Genomic DNA, 18,088 nt, shown 5'->3' on the forward strand with positions numbered 1-18,088 from the left:
GTTAACCGAATTGAAGAGGTACGAACCATAGTCGCTCCCTTGCTGCCTTTGGGGCTATGAGGGTCGCATGAGTAGGGTACCAAGTGTAGCAGCACTTGTTGAGCGAAACGTTTTACTTTAGGTGTGGTTTGGAGAGTATTTTTGATGGGGATCAGAAATTGGAGAGGGCAGGCAATTTGGTGCTGGCTGTTATGGATAGGCTGCCTCAGAACCAAACCGTAGAGATGGTAATGGGGAGCAGACTTCGCCCCGCAATACAAAAAAATAGACGCAGCGAAGAAACGGGGCGGGCCCGGGCTCAATATCCCGTCATCTCCAGATAGCCGAGTCCTTGCGCATCGCCCTCCACAGTCACAGCCCCCTCCCAGTAGTCAAAGCGGCCCGTCATGGCCTGATTGGACTGGCGTGCACGGATGGTTAGATTCAGATCCCCGGCCTTAAGCTGCCACTCGATGGGGTAGGGCTGGCCCTTGGGGCCGCGCCAGGTTTTACCGGGGGTGAGGACGATGGATTCGGGGGCGAGCAATCGGCTGCTGCCATCCCGCTCGATCAGGGTGCCGTAGCGGTTCTCCGGCTCAGTGTGTCCGGCCTTGGTGCGCAGGCGAAACAGCATCAGCTCGCGGCCATCAATGAGTTGCAGGGAGAACCAGTCCCAGCCCGATTGCCACTCGGCCAATACCGAGCTGCTCCACTCGTGATCAAACCACCCCTGGCCTGTGACATTGCGGGTCTCTCCCTCCAGGGTCAAGGTGCCGCTAAGCGTCAGGCGCGGGTAGGAGTAGTAGAAGGAGGCGTTGCCCGGGCTCTTCTCGCTGTACCCCTCGTTGCCTTGCAGCACCACCGGCTTGGCGGCGCTCACCCTGAGGTTCAGCTCACCCATCTTGCTCTGCACCTTGAGGGTGGCGGGAAAGAGCGATTTCCCTTCAGAGGCGAGTACCCACTCTTTCAGCCAATACTGGCCGCCGCTGGCGCCGGCGAGCCCCGGCCCCTGGCGGCTGGTGCGCTCATCCTGCTGGTGGCTGCCTTTGCTCACATCCGTGATGGCGAACTGGGCCAGCCAGAGCTGGGGGCTGAGCCAGGGGTTGTCCGATTGTATCTGCTGCTCGATACCCTGGCGAAACAGGGTCCACTGCAAGCCGTAGTCGCGCCCCTGCTCATCCTTGAGGTTGCCGGTGAGATACCACCACTCGGATCGGTAGTCGGGGTGGGCGCCGTGATCGGCGGGCAGCCGGATGGGTTGGCCCGGCAGGGCCTTTTTGAATTGATCGCTGCCGCCGCCAAGGATGCTCCCCAGATCGCTGGCCTGCGCGTTGCCGCTCATGGCAATAAGCGGGATCAAGAGGGCTGCGAGCCACAGGGTCCGTGAAGAGAACAAGATCCCCCTCACCCTGGCCCTCTCCCGAAGGGAGAGGGGATGGTTAGCGGCAGCTCTATGCGCTTCTCTGCGCTGAATCAAGAGCGGTGACAGGGATGTGGTCAATGGGAGCGTCAAGCCATGGCCGAGCCAGTGCGGTAACCGATATTTCATACCACTCTCCTCGCGGCATACCAGGAGGCGAGCGCCCCGCACACCGGCGCCAGCAAGAGCGCCGTGACGGCGTGCAAGGGGGCGGCCTCGAAGGCGAGGCGCCAGCCAAAGGCGCGGGGGTTGACCACCTCAATCAGCACCCAGGCGAGGCCATAGCCCACCGGCAGGGCCAGCAGCGCCGTGAGCAGCCCCAGTCCCGCCCCCTGCCACACCAGCAGGCGGCGGCAGTGGCGGGGGCCTATCCCTAGGCTCTGCAAGGTCAGCAACTCCCCGCGCCTGGCCAGCCCCAGCACCATAAAGGCAGAGCCTATGCCGACGAAAGCGATGCCGAGGATCAGCAGTTTCAATAGCTCGGTCACCACAAAGGTCTGATCGAACACCTTGAGCGCCGCGGCGTGGATGGCGGGGGCGGGCAACAGATTCACCCGCTCGCCAAGGCGCGAGCGCAGCCGATCGCCGAGGCGCTCGGGATCCGGGCTGAAGAGGGCGAGGGATTGCACCGCCCCCCCTTCGAAGGCGTGCAGTATCTGCCCCTTGTCGCTGCCGTAATCCTGATAGACCCCGGTGACGGTGAGAGCCCTTGGCCCCCCTTCGCTCGTTACATCCAGTGTCTGGCCCACTTTGACCCCGAGGCGCACCGTGAGCGGTTCGCTCGCCAGCACCTCGTCGGGCGTTGCGGGCCAGCGTCCGGCGAGCAAGGGGTAGGCGGCCTTGAGCTCGGGGATAAAGTCCATCTGCGCCCACTCGATGGGGTGTCCCTGCCAGCGGGCGGGGAGCACGGCGCGGCGCGAGGCGGCGCTCAGCTGCGGCTCGGCGAGTATGGCGGTCAGGGTCTGCTCGCTCAGCTGGCCTCTGCTGCCTGCCACCCCCTTGGGGGTGCTGACATAGAGATCGGCGGCCAGACGCTGGCCGAGCCAGATCTCCACGCTCGAGCGAAAGCTCGACACCATGACCCCGATGCCGATGGCCGCGGCGATGGCCAGTTGCAGCGCCATCACGGCGATGGCGGTGCGATCCAGATGATATTGGGTCTCGGCCACCCCGAGCCGGACGCTGAGGGGGCCGTGCCCGCGCAGCCGCCCCAGCAGGGCGCGCAGGGCATCGGGCAGGGCGAGGGCCATGGCGAGCAGCCAGCCCCCTGCCACGAAGAGGGCGCCCCCCAGACCGGTCTGCGGCAACAGGAGGCAGAGGACGCAGAGCAGCAGTATGGCGATGGCGAGCAGGCGTCTGCGCCAGGGATAAACCGGCGGGCGGCTGTTGCCTTCCCGAAGCTCAAGAGGGGATTGGCGCAGCAACTGCCACCAGCCGGGGAGGTTGGCGGCAAGGGTGCCAGCCAGGCCTATCAGCAGCGCCTTGATGAGGCTTGCGGGGGAGAGGCGCAGCAGGTCGATGGGATTGGGGCCATAGAGGTCGGCCAGCGCCTGGGTGAGCTGGCCCATGAGGGCCAGCGCCAAGAGGCTGCCGAGCAGCAGCCCGAGCAGGGTGCCTAGGGTGGCGAGGATGGAGAGCTCCAGGGCCAGCCAACGGAGTACCCGGCTTGGCGGCATGCCGAGGATGATGAGCTGGGCGAGCTGGGGGCGGCGCACGCTCTGCACGAAGCGCTGGGCGTTGAACACCAGAAACAGCCCTACCGCCATGGCGAGCAGGGAGAGGGCGCTGAGGTTGAGGGCCAGGGCATCCCCGAGCTGGCTGGCATCAAGGGCCGGGCTGATGGGCTCGAGCCATAAGGGCTGAGCGGGGAACTCGGCTCCCTGCGCGGCCTGCAAGGCTCTTTGCAAGGTATTGGCCTCTGCATCGCTCAGCTTGAAGACGATGCGATCCAGCCTTCTGGCCTTGCCAAGCAGCGATTGAGCGAGACCGATGTCGGTCACCAGCAGCCGCTCCATGGGGACGGCGCCTGGCTCGAAGGTGCCTGCGAGGGTGAGGGTCAGGGGGCGCTGCCCCTCATCGCCCAGCATAAAGGCCCGCGACTGCCCCGGTTGCCAGTCAAGGCGCCTTGCCTCGGGGGCCGAGAGCCAGACGCTGTCGGCGCGGCTCAGGGTGAAGTCGGGCTCGCGCCCCGGCTGCTCACCAAAGAGTCGGCGTAGGGGGCCTGGGTTGAAGAGATCCATCCCCAGCAGCTGGAAGCTGCGCCCCTGCTCGTCCTTGAGCCAGGCGTGCAGCTCTGGCATGGCGTCAAGCTCCGGCTGGCTTCGCACCAGCGTCACATAGAGCTGCTCATCCAGCCCGCCCTGGGGGGCCAGGCGGTAGTTCGCTTCCCCCGCAAGCTGGCTGCGGGCGGCGACGAAGTTGGTGCGGGCGCTGTGGTTCAAGAGCTCGATGGCCACCACCAGGGTGACCCCCAGCATCAGCCCCGCCAGGCTCATCAGCAGCAGCCAGGGGTGGGCGCGATAGAGGCGCAGCAGCGCCTTCAGCGGCAGCATGGATCATCCTTGCGGCTTGCGTCACCCATGGGGTCTGCCCTCGAGCAGCTGCCCCCCTTCCAGGCGCAGCACCCGATCCGCCAGGGCGCCATAGCCCGGGTTGTGGCTCACCAGCAAGAGGCCGGCGCCGGTATCGCGCACCGCCGCCATCATCAGCCCCATCACCTGCTCGGCGTTGTGCTCGTCGAGACTCCCGGTGGGCTCGTCTGCCAGCAGCCAGGTTGGCTGGTGAACCAGGGCCCGAGCCAGGGCCACCCGCTGGCGCTGGCCGCCGGAGAGCTGCTCCGGCCAGGCGTGGCGCTTGTGGCTCATCCCAAGGCGCTCCAGCAGGGCATCGAGGCGCGCCATGTCCCGGGGCAGGTGGTTTATCTCCAGGGGCAGGCAGAGGTTTTCCAGCACGGTGAGGGTCGGCAGCAGGTTGAAGTCCTGATAGACGATGCCAAAATGCCGGCCCCGCAAGCGGGCCCGCTCGTCCGGGGACTGGGTGTCGAGCCGGGTCTCTCCCAGCCAGATCTCCCCCTCGTCCGGGGCGATGAGACCGGCGATGAGGTTCAGCAGGGTGGACTTGCCACAGCCGCTCTGCCCCAGCAGCAGACAGGTTTCCCCCGGGGCGAGCTTGAGATCCAGCCCCTCAAACAGGGGGAGCGTCTCGCCGCCGCTGGCGAAGCGTTTACTGAGGTTGCGCAGGTTCAGCATGGGATAACCGGTTGATGGCCAATGGCTTTCACGATGTCAGCCACTATGCCAGTTAGTGATCGCGCCTGCAAAAGGGATGAGGATCCTTGCTGGATCCCGCTTGCCAGAGGTGGTTAGAATAGGGGCTTCCATGGGTCACAGGATGAGCAAGGATGTTACACAAGCAAGTCAGTTTTATCGTCGACAGCAAGGGGGCCAAGCAGGCTGCCGTAGTCCCCATCGATATCTACAACGAGCTGATGACCCTGCAAAAGGCGCTCTCCGACAACAAGCCCGGCGAGCGCGAGCTCTATCACTTCAACGGCAAGGGTGCCGAGGCCCATGGTTATCCGGTGGGCAAGCGGCAGAACCCCGGCTTCATGGTGCAGGCGGGCTCCACCGCCAACGGGGAGGATGCCGCCTCCCTGCGCGAGGCGGTGATCGAGCTGCGCCAGGAGCTGCTGGCCAAGGGGGTGCTCATCCCCCGGGCCGAGGGGGGCTTCGTGTTCGGTGCCGATCAGCTGTTCAACAGCCCGAGCCTGGCCGCCAGCCTGGTGGCGGGCAACAACAGAAGCGGGCTGGATGCCTGGCAAAACAGTGCAGGCTACACCCTCAAGCAGTCCGGTTTTGGCAAAAAATCCCCCTGATGCCCCCTGAGCCACGCCGCCTGCCCGGTCGAGGCGGGCGGCGGGCAACAACAGAAGCGGGCTGGATGCCTGGTAAAACAGCGCCGGCTACACCCTCAAGCAGTCCGGTTTTGGCAAAAAATCCCCCTGGTATCCCCTGAGCCACGCTGCCCGGTCGAGGCGGGCGGCTCGACCTGCGGACAGGGATGAGGGTGACTTCCCTGTCCGCTGCTAGCCTCAATGCCAGACGGTACTCAAGAGACGCGCACCCATGTCTGGATCCTCACGCCTTGCCCCCTTGTCCGGGCTCTGCCTGTTCTGCGGCCCCGCCCTGGCCGAGGGCCCCCTCGCCCTGACCCACAGTGGCGTCGGTGTATTCGCCCTCGCCATCTTCGTGCTCGCCTACCTCCTGGTGATGGCCGAAGAGTACCTGAAGCTGCGAAAATCCAAGCCGGTGCTGATCGCCGCCGGCATCATCTGGATAGCCATTGGCGTCGTCTATGCGGACGCGGGGCAGAGCCCTTTGGCCCACGAGGGGTTTCGGCAGAACCTGCTGGAATATGCCGAGCTGATGCTGTTCCTGCTGGTGGCCATGACCTACATCAACGCCATGGAGGACAGGCTGCTGTTTGCCGCCCTGCGCGCCCGCCTGGTGCGGGCCGGGCTCAGCCTGCGCACCCTGTTCTGGCTCACCGGGTTGCTGGCCTTCTTCATCTCCCCCGTGGTGGACAACCTCACCACGGCGCTCCTGATGTGCACAGTGGTGCTCAATGTGGCGAACGAGGATCGCCGCTTCATCAACCTGGCCTGCATCAACATCGTCGTGGCGGCCAATGCTGGCGGCGCCTTCAGCCCCTTTGGCGACATCACCACCCTGATGGTGTGGCAGGCGGGCAAGGTGCCCTTCGGCCAGTTCTTCGCGCTCTTTATCCCCGCCCTGCTCAACTTCCTGATCCCGGCCCTCCTGATGAGCCTGATGGTGCCACGCCATGCCCCCAGGGTGCTGGACGAGGAGGTGACCCTCAGGCGCGGGGCCGTCGCCATAGTGTTGCTCTTCCTCCTCACCATAGGGACCGCCGTCGCCTGCCATCACTTCCTGCACCTGCCCCCGGTGCTCGGCATGATGACGGGGCTCGGCTATCTGCAGTTTTTCGGCTTCTACCTGCGCAAGACCCAGCCAGGTGCCCTGGCGCGGGAGCGCGCCCTCTATGAGCGCACCGGTGACGAGGCGCGACTGCTGCGCCTCGGCTCCATAGTGCCGTTCGACGTGTTCAACAAGATTGCCAAGGCCGAGTGGGACACCCTGCTCTTCTTCTACGGGGTGGTGATGTGCGTCGGCGGACTCGGCTTCATGGGGTATCTGGCGCTGGCGTCCCAGCTCCTCTATCAGGGGGATCCGACCCAGGCCAATGTGCTCATCGGCCTGCTCTCCTCCGTCATCGACAACATTCCCGTGATGTTCGCCGTGCTGTCGATGGAGCCGCAGATGTCGACCGGGCAGTGGCTGCTGGTGACCCTGACCACTGGGGTGGGGGGCAGCCTGCTCTCCATCGGCTCCGCCGCCGGGGTGGCCCTGATGGGGCAGGCCAGGGGCATGTACACCTTCCTCGGTCACCTCAAGTGGTTGCCTGCCATTTTGCTTGGCTATATGGTCAGCATAGGGGCGCATCTGTGGCTCAACCGCGCCCTGTTCTGAGCACAATCGACACAGCAGGGGAAAGGGACTATGGGACAACTGTTCGAGGCGCTCTCGCCGCGCCATGTGGCCTTTATCGAGGCGCAGAAGATCTATTTTGTCGGCACGGCGGCGGCGGAAGGCACGGTCAACCTCTCTCCCAAGGGCGGGGATTCGTTGCGCATTCTCGATGCCCATACCCTGGCCTGGCTCAACCTGACCGGCAGCGGCAACGAGTCGGCGGCCCATGTGTTGCAGAACCCGCGCATGACGGTGATGTTCTGCGCCTTCGAGGGGGCGCCCATGATAGTGCGGGCCTATGGTCAGGCGCGGGTGCTGCACCGGGGCGACCCGGACTGGGAGACGGCGCTGGCGCGCTTCCCGGCCAGCATGGCGGCCCGCCAGATCTTCCTGCTCGACATTGAACGGGTCCAGACCTCCTGCGGCATGTCGGTGCCCCTGTTTGACTATCAGGGGGACAGGGAGGAGCTCGCCAACTGGTCGGCGCGCCAGGGCAAGGAGGGCATAGAGGCCTACTGGCGCAAGAAGAACCAGCTGAGCCTGGATGGCGTGGAGAGCGAGATCCTGGCTCGCAGCGGCTTGGAGGCCGATGCCTGAGGGCCGCGCCCCTGATGCAAAAAGCCCTGTCCGGTGGACAGGGCTTTTTCGTGTCGGCATAACGGTGAGCCGAAGGGATCGTCAGGCCGCCCTGGCACGCTTGCCGGTGAGCAGCCAGTAGCAGAGCGCCGAACTCAGGCCACAGGCGGCGATGGCGATGGCCATGGGCAGCGGAGACTCGGGGGGATTGAGGTTGACCAGTATGCCCACCACGGCGCCTATGCCAAAGCGCAGTGTGCCCGCGAGCGCCGAGGCGGTGCCCGCCGACTGGGGGAAGTGGCCCATCAGGCCCGTCATGGCGTTGGCCCCCACCAGGCTGATGTGGCCGACGAAGAGCACCACTGGGATGACGATGCCCCACAGGCCCCCGGTCTGGCTCCAGGCGTTGTAGATGAGCAGGGCCCCGGCCAGCGGCAGCACCGTCAGGCCGTACTGCAGCATGCGCTCGGCGCCCACCCCCTTCACCAGACGGCTGTTGACGAAGGTGACCACCATCATCAGCAGGATGTTGAGGCCAAAGAGCCAGCCGTAGTGCTCGGTCGGTACCTTGAAATACTCGATATAGACATAAGGGGAGGCACTCAGGAAGGCGAACATGCCCGAGCTCGACAGGGCGCCGCACAGCACATAGCCCATGGCGCCGCGGTGGGAGAGCACGCCCCAGTAGTTGCGCAGCACCTGGCCGAGCTTGAGGGGCTGTTTGTGTTCGGGTTTGAGGGTCTCCTCTATCTTCCACTGCATCACCACGCAGATGAGCAGGCTGATCCCCACCAGCAGCCAGAAGATCACCCGCCAGTCGGCATGGGCGCTGATGTAGCCGCCCACCACGGGGGCCACCAGGGGGGCCAGCGTCATCACCAGGATGACGAAGGACATGGCCCGCGAAAACGCATCCTTCTCGAACAGATCCCGCAGCAGGGCATTGACCACCACGGATCCCGCCGCCCCGCCGGCGGCCTGCAGCATGCGCCAGGCCAGCAGCTCCGGCAGGGAGTCCGCCAGGGCGCAGCCCACCGAGGCCACGGCGAACATGGAGAGGCCCGCCAGGATCACCGGCTTGCGGCCGAAGCTGTCGGCGAGCGGCCCGTAGAACAGCTGGCCGATGGCGAAGCCGCCGAGGAAGGCGCTGATGGTGAGCTGGGCCCCGTCTATGCTGGTGGCCAGATCCCGGGCGATGGCCGGAATGGCGGGCAGGTACATGTCCACCGCGAGCGGGGTCAGGCCCGCCAGGGCGCCGAGCAGGATGAACAGGAAGCGGGGAGAGAGGGTCGTGGCTTGAGGCATAGGGTATCCGAGTCGTGGCAGGGCCGGGAAAAGGGGCAAGTGCTGAGTCTATCAGCTTTGGCAGGCTTGGGCAGGTCTATCCTGTCCCGGGCCCAGAGGTCAGATCTGCGACGGACTCAGCGCACCGGACGCCTTGCCCTGTGGTGGCACAGAAGCAGCAGCCAGCCGAGCCACCCGAGCAGGGAGAGGGCATTGCCTGCCCGCTCGGGCCAGCGCGCCGTCAGCCTGAGGGTGAGGCTGTGGCTGCCCGCCGGCACCCAGAGCTGCATCAGGCCCTGGGGGTTGGCACCCACCGTCAGCATCAGGCGCTCGTCGAGCCAGGCCTGCCAGCCGGGGTAATCATACTGGTGCAGGACCAGCCGGGTCGGCACGGCCGCCGTCACCGCCAGGGTCAGGGCCCTGGGCTGCCAGCGGTGCACTGTCCAGCTGGCGCCCGGGGGTTCGGCGCTCACCGGGGGCTGGAACTCCTCCTTCCAGGCGAGCAGGGTGGGGGCGAACATGCCCCCCGGCACCTGTCTTGGCCTGTACTCCCGGGCGCTGCGCTTGCTGTCGAACTCGAGGGCCATGGCCTCCCGGGTGGGGGCCTGGGTGAGGGGGGCGTGGCGCACATAGGCCAGGGTGGAGAGGAGGGTCAGCAGCAGCATGCCCCACCAGAGCCACTGCCAGGGACGGTGAGTGGGGGTGCCGAGCGCCACCACGGCGATGGTGGCCAGGGTGAGGATGAGATTGAGCCGCCAGGGAAACTGTACCCGTTGCAAGGGGGGCAGCAGGCTCCAGAGGGGCTGGCTCACGGGCAGCATCATCAGGAAGGCGGCGACGCCGATCGCCCCCCAGCACAGCAGCTCGGGGTGGCGCGGCTCGCGGGCGGCGGCCCAGGCGGTGAGCAGCAGGGCCAGGGTCAGCAGGCTCTGCCACGCCAGGTGGCCGCGAAAGCGCCAGTCCCCCCAGCCCGAGGGCAAACGATCGAGGAAGTTGCGCCTAAAGTCGAACATGCCGCCGCGCATCAGCTCCATGGAAATGGCCCCCTGATCCGCCAGGGCGGGCAGCAGCAGGGCCGCCGCCATGCAGAGCCCCAGCCCCTGGGCCCCCAGGGCTATCCAGCAGGGCGCCAGGGTGCGGGATCGCCAGGCGAACCAGAGGGCACGCACGCTGACCAGCCCCATCATCAGCAGCAGGCTGGGCAGGTGGGAGAAGGCCAGCAGCGCCAGCCCCAGGATCAGCAGGGGCAGGCCCTGGCGCAGGCCGCGATGGGCGAGATCTTGGCCAAGCAGGATCAGCGGCGCCCAGGCGAAGGCCCAGAACTCCGCCAGGGCGAAGCGGGCATAGAGATCCATGGCCAGGTGATAGGGCAGGATCAGGTAGAGCAGGCTGACTGCCAGGGCCCGGCCCGAGGGCGTGGTGGCGCGCAGCCACAGATAGGCGAACGTGCCAGAGAGCAGCAGCGCCAGGGTGGCGCTCCCGAGCAGGGGGTAGATGGCCTGCTGGGCGGGGGCACCGGGGCCGGCAAAGAGGGCGCTGACATAGTAGGGGAGCGGGGGATAGAAGAAGAAGGTGGGGCTGCCAAAGCCGCCATTCATGGCCATCAGCCAGCGGGGATAGAGCTCCCCCTGCCACAGCTGGCGGGCAAAGTAGTGGCCGGAGAGCAGGTGGTGGAACAGATCGTGCCCCTGAGTGCCCCCCTGCAGCCAGACAGGCAGCACCAGGAGCGCACTGGCCAACGCCAGAACCAGGGGCACCAGTGCCCACTCCTTGCCTCTCTTCATGCATCCTCTCCCTGCCACGCCCATGCGCAGTGAGTGTAGACGAGTCAGCTGACGCAGCGACGCGTTTGGGCCAGATGTCAGCGCGGTATGGCGAGCCAGAGGCCGGGTTCGGCGCCAAAGCGGGGGGCAAACCAGTGCCCCTGGTGGGGGAGGGGCATCTCGCTCTGCGCTATGGGGCGGCGGCTGAGGCGGCAGGCCCCCTGGGTGAGCGCAAGGGCGGCATCCCCCTGATACCAGCCGTCCGTCACCGGCAGGGTCGTGGTTTCCCTAAGCAGCCTCACCCCCCACTGGGTCACCAGGGCCGGACACGCCTGCTCGGCCAGTCGGGCGGCCTGCACCATGGCGGGTGGCGCTGGCGCTGTGAGTGTGGTGCAGAGCAGCAACAGGGCTCCCAGCATGGCAGGGCGATCGCCCCATCGGGGCAGTCTGCCCGCCAGCAGCACTATGCCGAGCAGGGTGATGGGCGCCAGATGGCGGGGATTGTCCGGGTTCTGGCCAAACAGGGTCCAGAGCAGCAGGGCGAGCCAGTAGAGCGGCCAGAGCGGGGAGAGGGCGGTAGTCTGGCCTTTTGACCGCTGCCAGACTGGCAGCAGGAGCAAGGCCCCTATCGGCAAGGGCCAGAGCGGGGTGAGCTGATCGTTGAAGGTGCGCGCCCAGCTCAGTAGCCGATCCCCGTGGGCCGCCGCCGTGTTGCCCCAGAGGGTGAAGTGGCCGTCGGTAAAGCGCCGCCCCTCGGCAAAATAGGCCCAGCCATCGGCCTGCCAGACAAAGAGCAGGCTGATAAGCCCCACCAGGGTGATGGGGAGCACAAACCTTAAGCGCGTTCCCTTCTGCGCCATCCCGAGCCAAAGGGGCAGCAGGGCCAGCACAAAGTAGGAGGGGCGCAGCGCCAGCAGCAATCCAAGCAGCAGACCCGCCAGCGCCGGTTTGCGATGCTGCAAGGCCAGCAGCGCCCCGAGCCAGGCGGCCAGCGCCGGCCCATCCGAGAGGCCGGAGAGCGCGAGGGTCGGGGTGAGCGGCAGAGCCAGCACCAGCAGCCAGACCGGCGCCAGCAGGCTTGTCCGTTGCCATAGTTTCACCGCCAGCAAGGCGGCGAGGGGCGCTATCAGCGCTGTGCAGAGCAGGCTGGCCCACTGCACCGCGCGGGCCGGGTCGTCTACCGCGAGGTTGATAAGCCGCGCCAGCCAGATAAAGGCGGGGTAGCCCGGAAAGTGGGGGGAGAACTCCAGCACGCTAAAGCGCGTCACCCCATGGGCGAAATTGAGGGCGTCGTCGGAATCGAGCGCCACCGGGAAGGCCAGCAGCCAACAAAGCCACACCCCTTGCAGCAGGATCAGCAAGCAGGGTCGATTAGTGAAGCGTAATCGGCCGTGGAGACGCCCCCCTTCTCCCCTTGTGGGAGAAGGGTCGGGGATGAGGGGGGCTGTCATCATCGATGAGAGGTCATCAAAGTGCGTAGGGTGGGTAGAGCGCAGCGAAACCCACCATTTGTCACAGCGAGGTGGCGCAATGAGTGGCTGGTGGCCATCAGAGCGGTGCCAGCACGGCCATCAGCGCTTTTTCGGCATCGCTAAAGGCGGCGGCATCGGCGGGTTTGGCGCCCACCCCGAATACACCCGGGTTGCCGATGGCGTCCAGCACCCTGGCCAGCGCCTGTTCGGCCGCCTTGCGATCCCCTTCATTGAGGGAGGGGAGGATCAAGTCGAGGAAGCGCTTGCTTTTGACCACAAGCACCTTGGCGGTTTGGTAGTCGCCAAGGTTCTGAGCCGCCCCTTCGAGGCGGCGCTCGATCTCCGCCTTGTAGGCGCGGTTGAGCAGGGCTTTGGTCGCGGCGGCGTCTTTCCCCTTGATGGCGGCGGCCAGGGGCGCTTGCAGTGTAACCTTGTGGTGCTCTTCCAGATAGGTCAGCTCGTCCGCAATCTCGCTCAAGGTGGCGCTGGCATCCTTGCCATCAGTGGCGGCGCCCAGCAGCGCCTCGCGGGCGTCGATCAGCGGCTCCTTGCCGGCGGCGGCGTAGGAGTAAGCCTGCGCCTGACCGCTCAGGGCCAGCAGCAGGGTGAGGGCAAGCAAACCCGGGCGTATGGTCATCCTGTTCTCCTTGTTGATTTGTCCTGACGGCATGGCGCCAGTCCTGATGAGTTGGACCCCACCCCGACCCTGCCCCTTTCGAAGGGGGGGGGCCGGGAGGGGGGTGTTCCTGTTGCTACGCCACGCTCTGGGTCTCGATGACGGTATTTTCGTTGCGATGGTTATAGATGGCGTGCCGTCTGTCCACCCCGTCGATCACCATGTCCGCGGCCATCATCCCCATCTCCATGGCTGTGTCGGTGAAGATGTAGCGGAATGTCCCCTGACGGCCGGTCATGATGAGGTTGGCTATCGGCATCAGCGCCTGGATGGCGTCGTTGCGGCGCGCCTGATAGCCGAGATCCATCAGCGGATAGGCGTACTCGCTGCGCGCCTCGAAGGTCTCGTCACCAAGTTTGGCGGTATCGACCCCGAGGCTCGCGAGATCCTCTGTCACCCGACCGCGCAGATCGGCGAGCGGCGCCTGCCAGGTGGCATCCCCCGGGTTGCAGGGGATCTCCAGCATCACCGAGCTCTGGCCTTCTGGCGCCATAAAGGGGCTGCGGCGGCGCGGCTCCTGCAGACGGGTGGCCAGAATATGGGGGTCTGAGAGGTACTGCCAGGTGTTGTCCGACAAATTCTCCTGTTTGAGGGGCATATTGACGAAGCGCAGGGATCGGTAGTGCAGATCGCAGGGCAAGCCCAGATGCTGGCAGGTGAGCGGTAGCGGCAGGGTGGAGATCACCTGATCGAAGTGCTCGCTCTGCTCAACGTTATCTTGTGACCAATAGACCCGCTCGATGCGGTCATCAGCCTGCTCGAGGCGGGTGATGGTGGCGCCGGTCTTGAGTTCGACTCCCTCTGCCACCAGCCGCTCCCCCAGGGTGGTGAAGATCTGGCCGAAGCCGTACTTTGGATAACGATACTTGCGGGCATAGGTGCGCACCGAGAGGTTGCCCTTGCGCCTTGGCAGCAGGCGGCGCGCCACGTCTTTCAAATCGATGAGACTGATGCGCTGGCCGGCCCAGTCGGCGGAGAGACGGTCAGGGTTGATGCCCCACAGCTTGCCGGTGTAGCCCTCGAAGAACTGGCGATAGAGGGTGCGACCGAAGTGGCTCTGGATCCACTCGGCAAAGCTCGCCTTGGCGAAATCATCCGGCTTCTTGCTAAAGGGCAACAGCAGCAGATCCTTCACCGCCCCGGCCATCAGCGGCAGGGGGGCGGTTTTCAACAGGTTCGGCAGGTTCAAGGGGTAGTCATAGGTGCGCCCGCCGAAGCGGATCACGCTCTTGCGCTCGGCGTGGAGCAGATCGTCCCCCATCAGCTCGTCGATAAAGGCGAGCAGCTCGGGGTTCTTGGTGATGAAGCGGTGACCGCCGTAGTCGAAGCGATACTCTCCATCGCGTCCCTTGAAGGTCTGGGTGGCGCACATGCCGCCGACGACCGGCTCCTGCTCGAACAGGGTGACCACAAAACCGGCCTGGCAGAGGCGCCAGGCGGCCATCAGACCGGCGGGACCGGCACCCAGTACCGCAATCTTCTTCTTGTTGTTGTCGCTCATGAGTGTTCCGACACTGCTTGATAGATAAGGGCGCCGCGCCAGGGCGCGGCTCCCGAATGGGGTTGCAACCGCGGGTTTATCCCTACGCCCGAGGGCGATAGCTGCGATGCCAGAGGGTGACGAAGATGGCCAGATAGGCGGCCCAGGTCAGCAACTGCAAGCCGGCCGGCGAGGCATTGTAGCCAAACAGGGCGCGCAGGAAGGTGCCGAAGACCCCCTGATCGTCGAGGATGTGGCTGATGTTGAACACCGGTGTTGTCCAGAAGGTGATGACGTCTGCCGCCTGCAACATGTTGACGGCGGACGACAGCAGCCCCGCGGCTATGATGATGATGAGCAGCCCGGTCCAGCGGAAGAAGGGGGCCAGCGCCACCTTGCGGGTGGAGCGCAGCAGCCCCCACACCAGCACCACAGAGACCAGCAGCCCTGCCAGCGCCCCCATCAGCCCCTGGTGCAGATCCACCCCTTGCCCTGAGTAGACCAGGGCGGAGAAGAAGAGCACGGTTTCAAAGCCTTCGCGCATCACAGCCAGGAAGGCGAGCAGCACCAGGCCAAACAGGTTGCCCCCGTCGATGGCGGCATCGATGCGCGCCGTCATGGCCCCCACCTGGGATTTGGCCTGCTTCTGCATCCAGACAGCCATGTAGGTGAGCACCAGGGTGGCGAAGATGAGGATCCCCGCCATCAGCAGGTGGTTGTAGCGCTCGCTCTCGAACTGGCTCACTACCACCTGGAACAGGAAGGCGACCACGAGGGAGGCGACGAGGCCCAGCCCCACCCCCAGATAGATGAGCTTGTTGTAGCGGCTCGCCCCCAGCTTGGCGAGGTAGGAGAGGCAGATGCCCACCAGCAGGAAGGCTTCCAGCCCCTCGCGCAGGGTAATGAGAAAACTTGCAAACATCAGGTTTGAGGCTCCGTATCGGGCGTAACGGGGAGGGGCTGCAGGGTCAGTTGCAGCCGATTGAGTTGCACTATGGGTGGCGCCGGCAAGCTTGGCTCGGCGGCGCGCACCGCATCATTGACCCACTTGGGGTAGGTGCGGAAATTGAGTCTGATATCGGCCTTGAAGGGGCCTTTGGCATCCGCTGGCAGCGGCCAAGCTTCATCGCGCCAGCCATCGGCCGGAATGCGGGTATCTTCCAGGAGCTTGGCGTAGCGCCAGAACTTGAGCCCCGCCGGCTTGCCCTCGGCATCGCCGAACACTTTTCTAAATAGCCGCGCATCGTCGGGCACGGCGCCATCCACCGGCTGGCCGCTTCTGAGCACCACCTTGCCGCTGGCGTCGGTGACGGTCAGCTCCAGCCAGAGTTCACGGAAATCGGCGACCCCGGTGGGCAGGGCGTGGCCGGCGCCGGTATTGGCGACCCGCACCACCAGTTGCGGGCTGTCTGCCCCCTGTTCGATACGGGCCGAGAGGGTGGCGCTTGAGCGCAAGAGCGCCAGGCTCTCCTGCTCGAGCGCGGGATTGCGCAGCCCCACCAGCTGGTGCTGGGCGCCGGTGAAGTTGTGGCGATAGAGCCGTGCCTTCATGGTGCCGTTCTCGGTGGACTGGCCCGCCACCGGTGCGCCGCCATTGCCCGGCTCCGGGTTCATATGGCAGTCGATGCAGGTGCGCCGTTTGGCAGGATCCTCGGCCTTGGCGAAGCTGGATTTCTCCCACTCGTCCCAGGTGTTGACGATGTTGGCGCCTGTGCCCGGGGCAAACTCGTTGTGGCAGGACTTGCACAGGGCCGCATCCTGGTAGAAATCCTTCTGGTAGGAGGCCTTGTGCATGGCGGGGCGGGCATTGATCTGCCGCTCCGCCAGCCAGTGCTTGAGGCTGCCCCCCGGGGCATCCTCGAACACATAGCTCTCGCGGTCTTTCAAATTCACCGTAAAGGCGCTGTTGCCGCCCGCGTCTTCCACTTTGGTGATGCGATGGCAGAGCACGCAGCTGGTGCCCTCTTCAACCACGGGTTCACCAGCCTGGTGGGCGGCAATCAGCGAGGCGCCGCCCTGCTCGAACATGTGGGAGCCCTTGGGCAGTTCCATCTGGCCGTTCAGCACCTGCTGGGGCATGTGGCAGCCCTGACACCACTGGCCGAATGCCTCGCCTTCTGTCTCGCGGGCCAGGGCCTGCACCACCTTGTAATAGGGGTGGGAGTTGCCCATCAGCCGGTGGTTGCTCTCGCTCCAGTCCTTGAATGCCTCCTGGTGGCAGTTTTGGCAGGAGGCGGAGTTGAGCCACTCTTTCGGGTGGGTGGTCGGCGCCTTGGCGGGATCCCTGCGCGGGGCATCGAGCCTGAGCCAGTTGGCCAGATAGGGGAGGTTGCCATCGGCGGTGACGAAGGCGTGCAGATCCTCCATCATGGCCTTCACTTCCGGCTGAGGCCTCTCGGGATCCACCGGCTCGGCCCCATCCCGGGTGTCGTGGCCCATGCCGCCCTGGGTCTGCTGGGTCATGCGCAGGTACTCGCCGACGAAGTCCCCCGCCACCATGTTGGCGAGGTTGGCGTGGCCGTTGATGGCGTTGTCGCCGCTCTTCTGGCGATGGGCCGCCATCAGATGGCGGTTGGTGAAGTTGAACCCGTCCAGATGGCAGGAGTTGCAGCTCATCCAGTTGTCCCCGGCCATGGGGAAGCGGCTGTTGGCGGCGGTATTACTCAGGTTGAACAACCGCTCGCCGCGCTTGAGCGCTTCGGGGCGGGGATCCGTCTCCACCAGTTTGGCGAAGTGGGGCACATCCACTGTCACCCGGGCAAAGGGGCCATTGCCCCCTGAGCTGAGGCGGGTGAGATCCTGCCCCATGACGTTGTGCACCAGGATATGGTCGCCATCGATCAGCAGATCGCGCGGATTCTGGCCCGGCAGGTGGCGCAGCAGCTGGGTCGCCTTGGCCCCCCCCTGAAACTTCTTGCGGCGGTGACGGTTGCTGTTGGATTTGCCGCTGCGCGACAGGTCAAATACCAGCAAGTCCTCGGAACCCGCCAGAGTCAGGTAGACCCGCTTGCCGTCGGCGGCGAAGCGCGCCGCGAACGGGTTGGAGACGATCTGGCTGCGGTTGCCGATGCTTGGCAGGTTGATCTGCAAAAAGAGCTGCTTTCTTTCATCTACCCGCTCTTTCTCTTCATCGAGATCTATGATGGAGACCGCCGGGAAGACGGTGCTCTGAAACTGGAAGGGGTGGTCGAAGCTCCACAGCACGTGGGGCAGCCAGGCTTCGCTGCCATCGGGGGAGAGGGTTATGCCGTCCAGCAGGCGCGGCAAGCCTTGCGAGTCGCTTGGGGTATCGCTGTGGGTCTCGGCCAGGGTGATGAGCTTGGGCAAGGTAGCACTCTTCGCGTCCTTCTCAAGCTTGGCGAGATCATAGATGGCGAGCTGGCCGGTCATGGCGTGGGTGAGCAGCAGGCGATCGTCATCGGTCAAGGCCAGTCCGCGCGGGGTCTCGGCAGTGGCCACATCCAGCTGCAGCTTGCCCGCCGTGTCATAGGCCTGCAGGCGAGCTGATTCGAACAGCGTGACCCAGAACCACTGCCGCTTGGGATCGAAGATGACCCCGTAGGGTCTATGGCCGGTGGGGATCGCCTTTTCCAAAGTGAGATCATCATCCAGCAGCAACAGGCGATCGCCGCTGTAGTCGGTCACCAGCAGGGTGCCGTCGTCTGCCCGGGCCAGCTGGCGCAGATCCCCCCCCAGCTGCACCTCTTTCAGTCGCTTTCCGCTCTGGCGTTCAAGCAGGGTGACGGAGCCAGCGCCCTGGTTGGCCACCAGCAGGCGAGGAGTGTCGCCCTCGTCATAGGGGATCATGGCCGCGCCCATCTCCTGGGCCGAGGCGGTCCCCAGCAGCAGGGCGGCGAGCATCAGGGATAACAACCACTTCAACATAAGA

13 protein-coding genes are annotated in these 18,088 nt (G+C 65.5%); 3 read left to right on the forward strand and 10 right to left on the reverse strand.

Features of this window, described 5'->3' with window-relative positions:
• Positions 1-298 precede the first annotated feature (298 nt).
• The 3 genes from AAHB08_RS02655 to AAHB08_RS02665 form a co-directional block, all read right to left on the reverse strand.
• On the reverse strand, positions 299-1,339 hold the full coding sequence (locus AAHB08_RS02655) for a lipocalin-like domain-containing protein (protein WP_342058056.1): 1,041 nt from the start codon (positions 1,337-1,339) through the stop codon (positions 299-301).
• 185 nt (positions 1,340-1,524) lie between these two features.
• Positions 1,525-3,951: an ABC transporter permease gene (locus AAHB08_RS02660; RefSeq protein WP_342058017.1), complete on the reverse strand. Its 2,427-nt coding sequence runs from the start codon at positions 3,949-3,951 to the stop codon at positions 1,525-1,527.
• A gap of 21 nt (positions 3,952-3,972) precedes the next feature.
• Complete coding sequence (locus AAHB08_RS02665) at positions 3,973-4,647, reverse strand: ABC transporter ATP-binding protein (RefSeq protein WP_202045183.1); 675 nt, start codon at positions 4,645-4,647, stop codon at positions 3,973-3,975.
• A gap of 152 nt (positions 4,648-4,799) precedes the next feature.
• Between AAHB08_RS02665 and AAHB08_RS02670 the strand changes: the two genes are divergently transcribed.
• The 3 genes from AAHB08_RS02670 (at position 4,800) to AAHB08_RS02680 (ending at position 7,545) form a co-directional block, all read left to right on the forward strand.
• Positions 4,800-5,273, forward strand: a complete 474-nt coding sequence (locus AAHB08_RS02670; RefSeq protein ID WP_139436092.1) for a DUF4357 domain-containing protein — start codon at positions 4,800-4,802, stop codon at positions 5,271-5,273.
• Between the two features lie 250 nt (positions 5,274-5,523).
• The gene (gene nhaD / locus AAHB08_RS02675) at positions 5,524-6,948 is read left to right on the forward strand and encodes a sodium:proton antiporter NhaD (protein WP_342058018.1); all 1,425 of its coding nucleotides are present in this window, start codon (positions 5,524-5,526) and stop codon (positions 6,946-6,948) included.
• A 30-nt stretch (positions 6,949-6,978) separates the two neighbouring features.
• Positions 6,979-7,545, forward strand: coding sequence for a pyridoxamine 5'-phosphate oxidase family protein (locus tag AAHB08_RS02680; protein ID WP_342058019.1), 567 nt, complete (start codon positions 6,979-6,981; stop codon positions 7,543-7,545).
• Between the two features lie 81 nt (positions 7,546-7,626).
• On the opposite strand, the gene AAHB08_RS02685 is transcribed toward AAHB08_RS02680, so the two are convergent.
• The 7 genes from AAHB08_RS02685 to AAHB08_RS02715 all read right to left on the reverse strand — a co-directional run bounded on the left by AAHB08_RS02685 (position 7,627) and on the right by AAHB08_RS02715 (position 18,084).
• Positions 7,627-8,829 (reverse strand): Bcr/CflA family multidrug efflux MFS transporter, encoded by a 1,203-nt coding sequence (locus AAHB08_RS02685; protein WP_247626696.1) that lies wholly within the window; start codon positions 8,827-8,829, stop codon positions 7,627-7,629.
• A 116-nt stretch (positions 8,830-8,945) separates the two neighbouring features.
• Positions 8,946-10,592 carry a hypothetical protein gene (locus AAHB08_RS02690; protein ID WP_342058020.1) on the reverse strand — a complete coding sequence of 549 codons (1,647 nt, stop codon included), beginning with the start codon at positions 10,590-10,592 and terminating at the stop codon, positions 8,946-8,948.
• Between the two features lie 77 nt (positions 10,593-10,669).
• Positions 10,670-11,932 carry a hypothetical protein gene (locus AAHB08_RS02695; protein ID WP_342058021.1) on the reverse strand — a complete coding sequence of 421 codons (1,263 nt, stop codon included), beginning with the start codon at positions 11,930-11,932 and terminating at the stop codon, positions 10,670-10,672.
• A 187-nt stretch (positions 11,933-12,119) separates the two neighbouring features.
• On the reverse strand, positions 12,120-12,680 hold the full coding sequence (locus AAHB08_RS02700; protein ID WP_342058057.1) for a hypothetical protein: 561 nt from the start codon (positions 12,678-12,680) through the stop codon (positions 12,120-12,122).
• 115 nt (positions 12,681-12,795) lie between these two features.
• Positions 12,796-14,220, reverse strand: a complete 1,425-nt coding sequence (locus tag AAHB08_RS02705; RefSeq protein WP_342058022.1) for an NAD(P)/FAD-dependent oxidoreductase — start codon at positions 14,218-14,220, stop codon at positions 12,796-12,798.
• Positions 14,221-14,302: 82 nt separating this feature from the next.
• The gene (locus AAHB08_RS02710; protein ID WP_342058023.1) at positions 14,303-15,121 is read right to left on the reverse strand and encodes an FTR1 family iron permease; all 819 of its coding nucleotides are present in this window, start codon (positions 15,119-15,121) and stop codon (positions 14,303-14,305) included.
• The gene (locus AAHB08_RS02715) at positions 15,121-18,084 is read right to left on the reverse strand and encodes a YncE family protein (RefSeq protein WP_342058024.1); all 2,964 of its coding nucleotides are present in this window, start codon (positions 18,082-18,084) and stop codon (positions 15,121-15,123) included. Before AAHB08_RS02715 ends, AAHB08_RS02710 begins: the two co-directional genes overlap by 1 nt.
• Positions 18,085-18,088: the final 4 nt, after the last annotated feature.

The sequence above is a fragment of the Aeromonas sp. OTU364 genome (assembly GCF_038440395.1).
In the GTDB taxonomy this organism is placed as follows: domain Bacteria; phylum Pseudomonadota; class Gammaproteobacteria; order Enterobacterales; family Aeromonadaceae; genus Aeromonas.

Excerpts from the sequence above, each read along its gene's own strand:
- AAHB08_RS02685 (WP_247626696.1), bottom strand. The coding sequence starts at position 8,829 with ATGCCTCAAGCCACGACCCTCTCTCCCCGCTTCCTGTTCATCCTGCTC.
- nhaD (WP_342058018.1), top strand. The coding sequence starts at position 5,524 with ATGTCTGGATCCTCACGCCTTGCCCCCTTGTCCGGGCTCTGCCTGTTC.
- AAHB08_RS02700 (WP_342058057.1), bottom strand. The coding sequence starts at position 12,680 with ATGACCATACGCCCGGGTTTGCTTGCCCTCACCCTGCTGCTGGCCCTG.
- AAHB08_RS02670 (WP_139436092.1), top strand. The coding sequence starts at position 4,800 with ATGTTACACAAGCAAGTCAGTTTTATCGTCGACAGCAAGGGGGCCAAG.
- AAHB08_RS02680 (WP_342058019.1), top strand. The coding sequence starts at position 6,979 with ATGGGACAACTGTTCGAGGCGCTCTCGCCGCGCCATGTGGCCTTTATC.
- AAHB08_RS02690 (WP_342058020.1), bottom strand. The coding sequence starts at position 10,592 with ATGAAGAGAGGCAAGGAGTGGGCACTGGTGCCCCTGGTTCTGGCGTTG.
- AAHB08_RS02665 (WP_202045183.1), bottom strand. The coding sequence starts at position 4,647 with ATGCTGAACCTGCGCAACCTCAGTAAACGCTTCGCCAGCGGCGGCGAG.
- AAHB08_RS02715 (WP_342058024.1), bottom strand. The coding sequence starts at position 18,084 with ATGTTGAAGTGGTTGTTATCCCTGATGCTCGCCGCCCTGCTGCTGGGG.
- AAHB08_RS02710 (WP_342058023.1), bottom strand. The coding sequence starts at position 15,121 with ATGTTTGCAAGTTTTCTCATTACCCTGCGCGAGGGGCTGGAAGCCTTC.
- AAHB08_RS02705 (WP_342058022.1), bottom strand. The coding sequence starts at position 14,220 with ATGAGCGACAACAACAAGAAGAAGATTGCGGTACTGGGTGCCGGTCCC.
- AAHB08_RS02660 (WP_342058017.1), bottom strand. The coding sequence starts at position 3,951 with ATGCTGCCGCTGAAGGCGCTGCTGCGCCTCTATCGCGCCCACCCCTGG.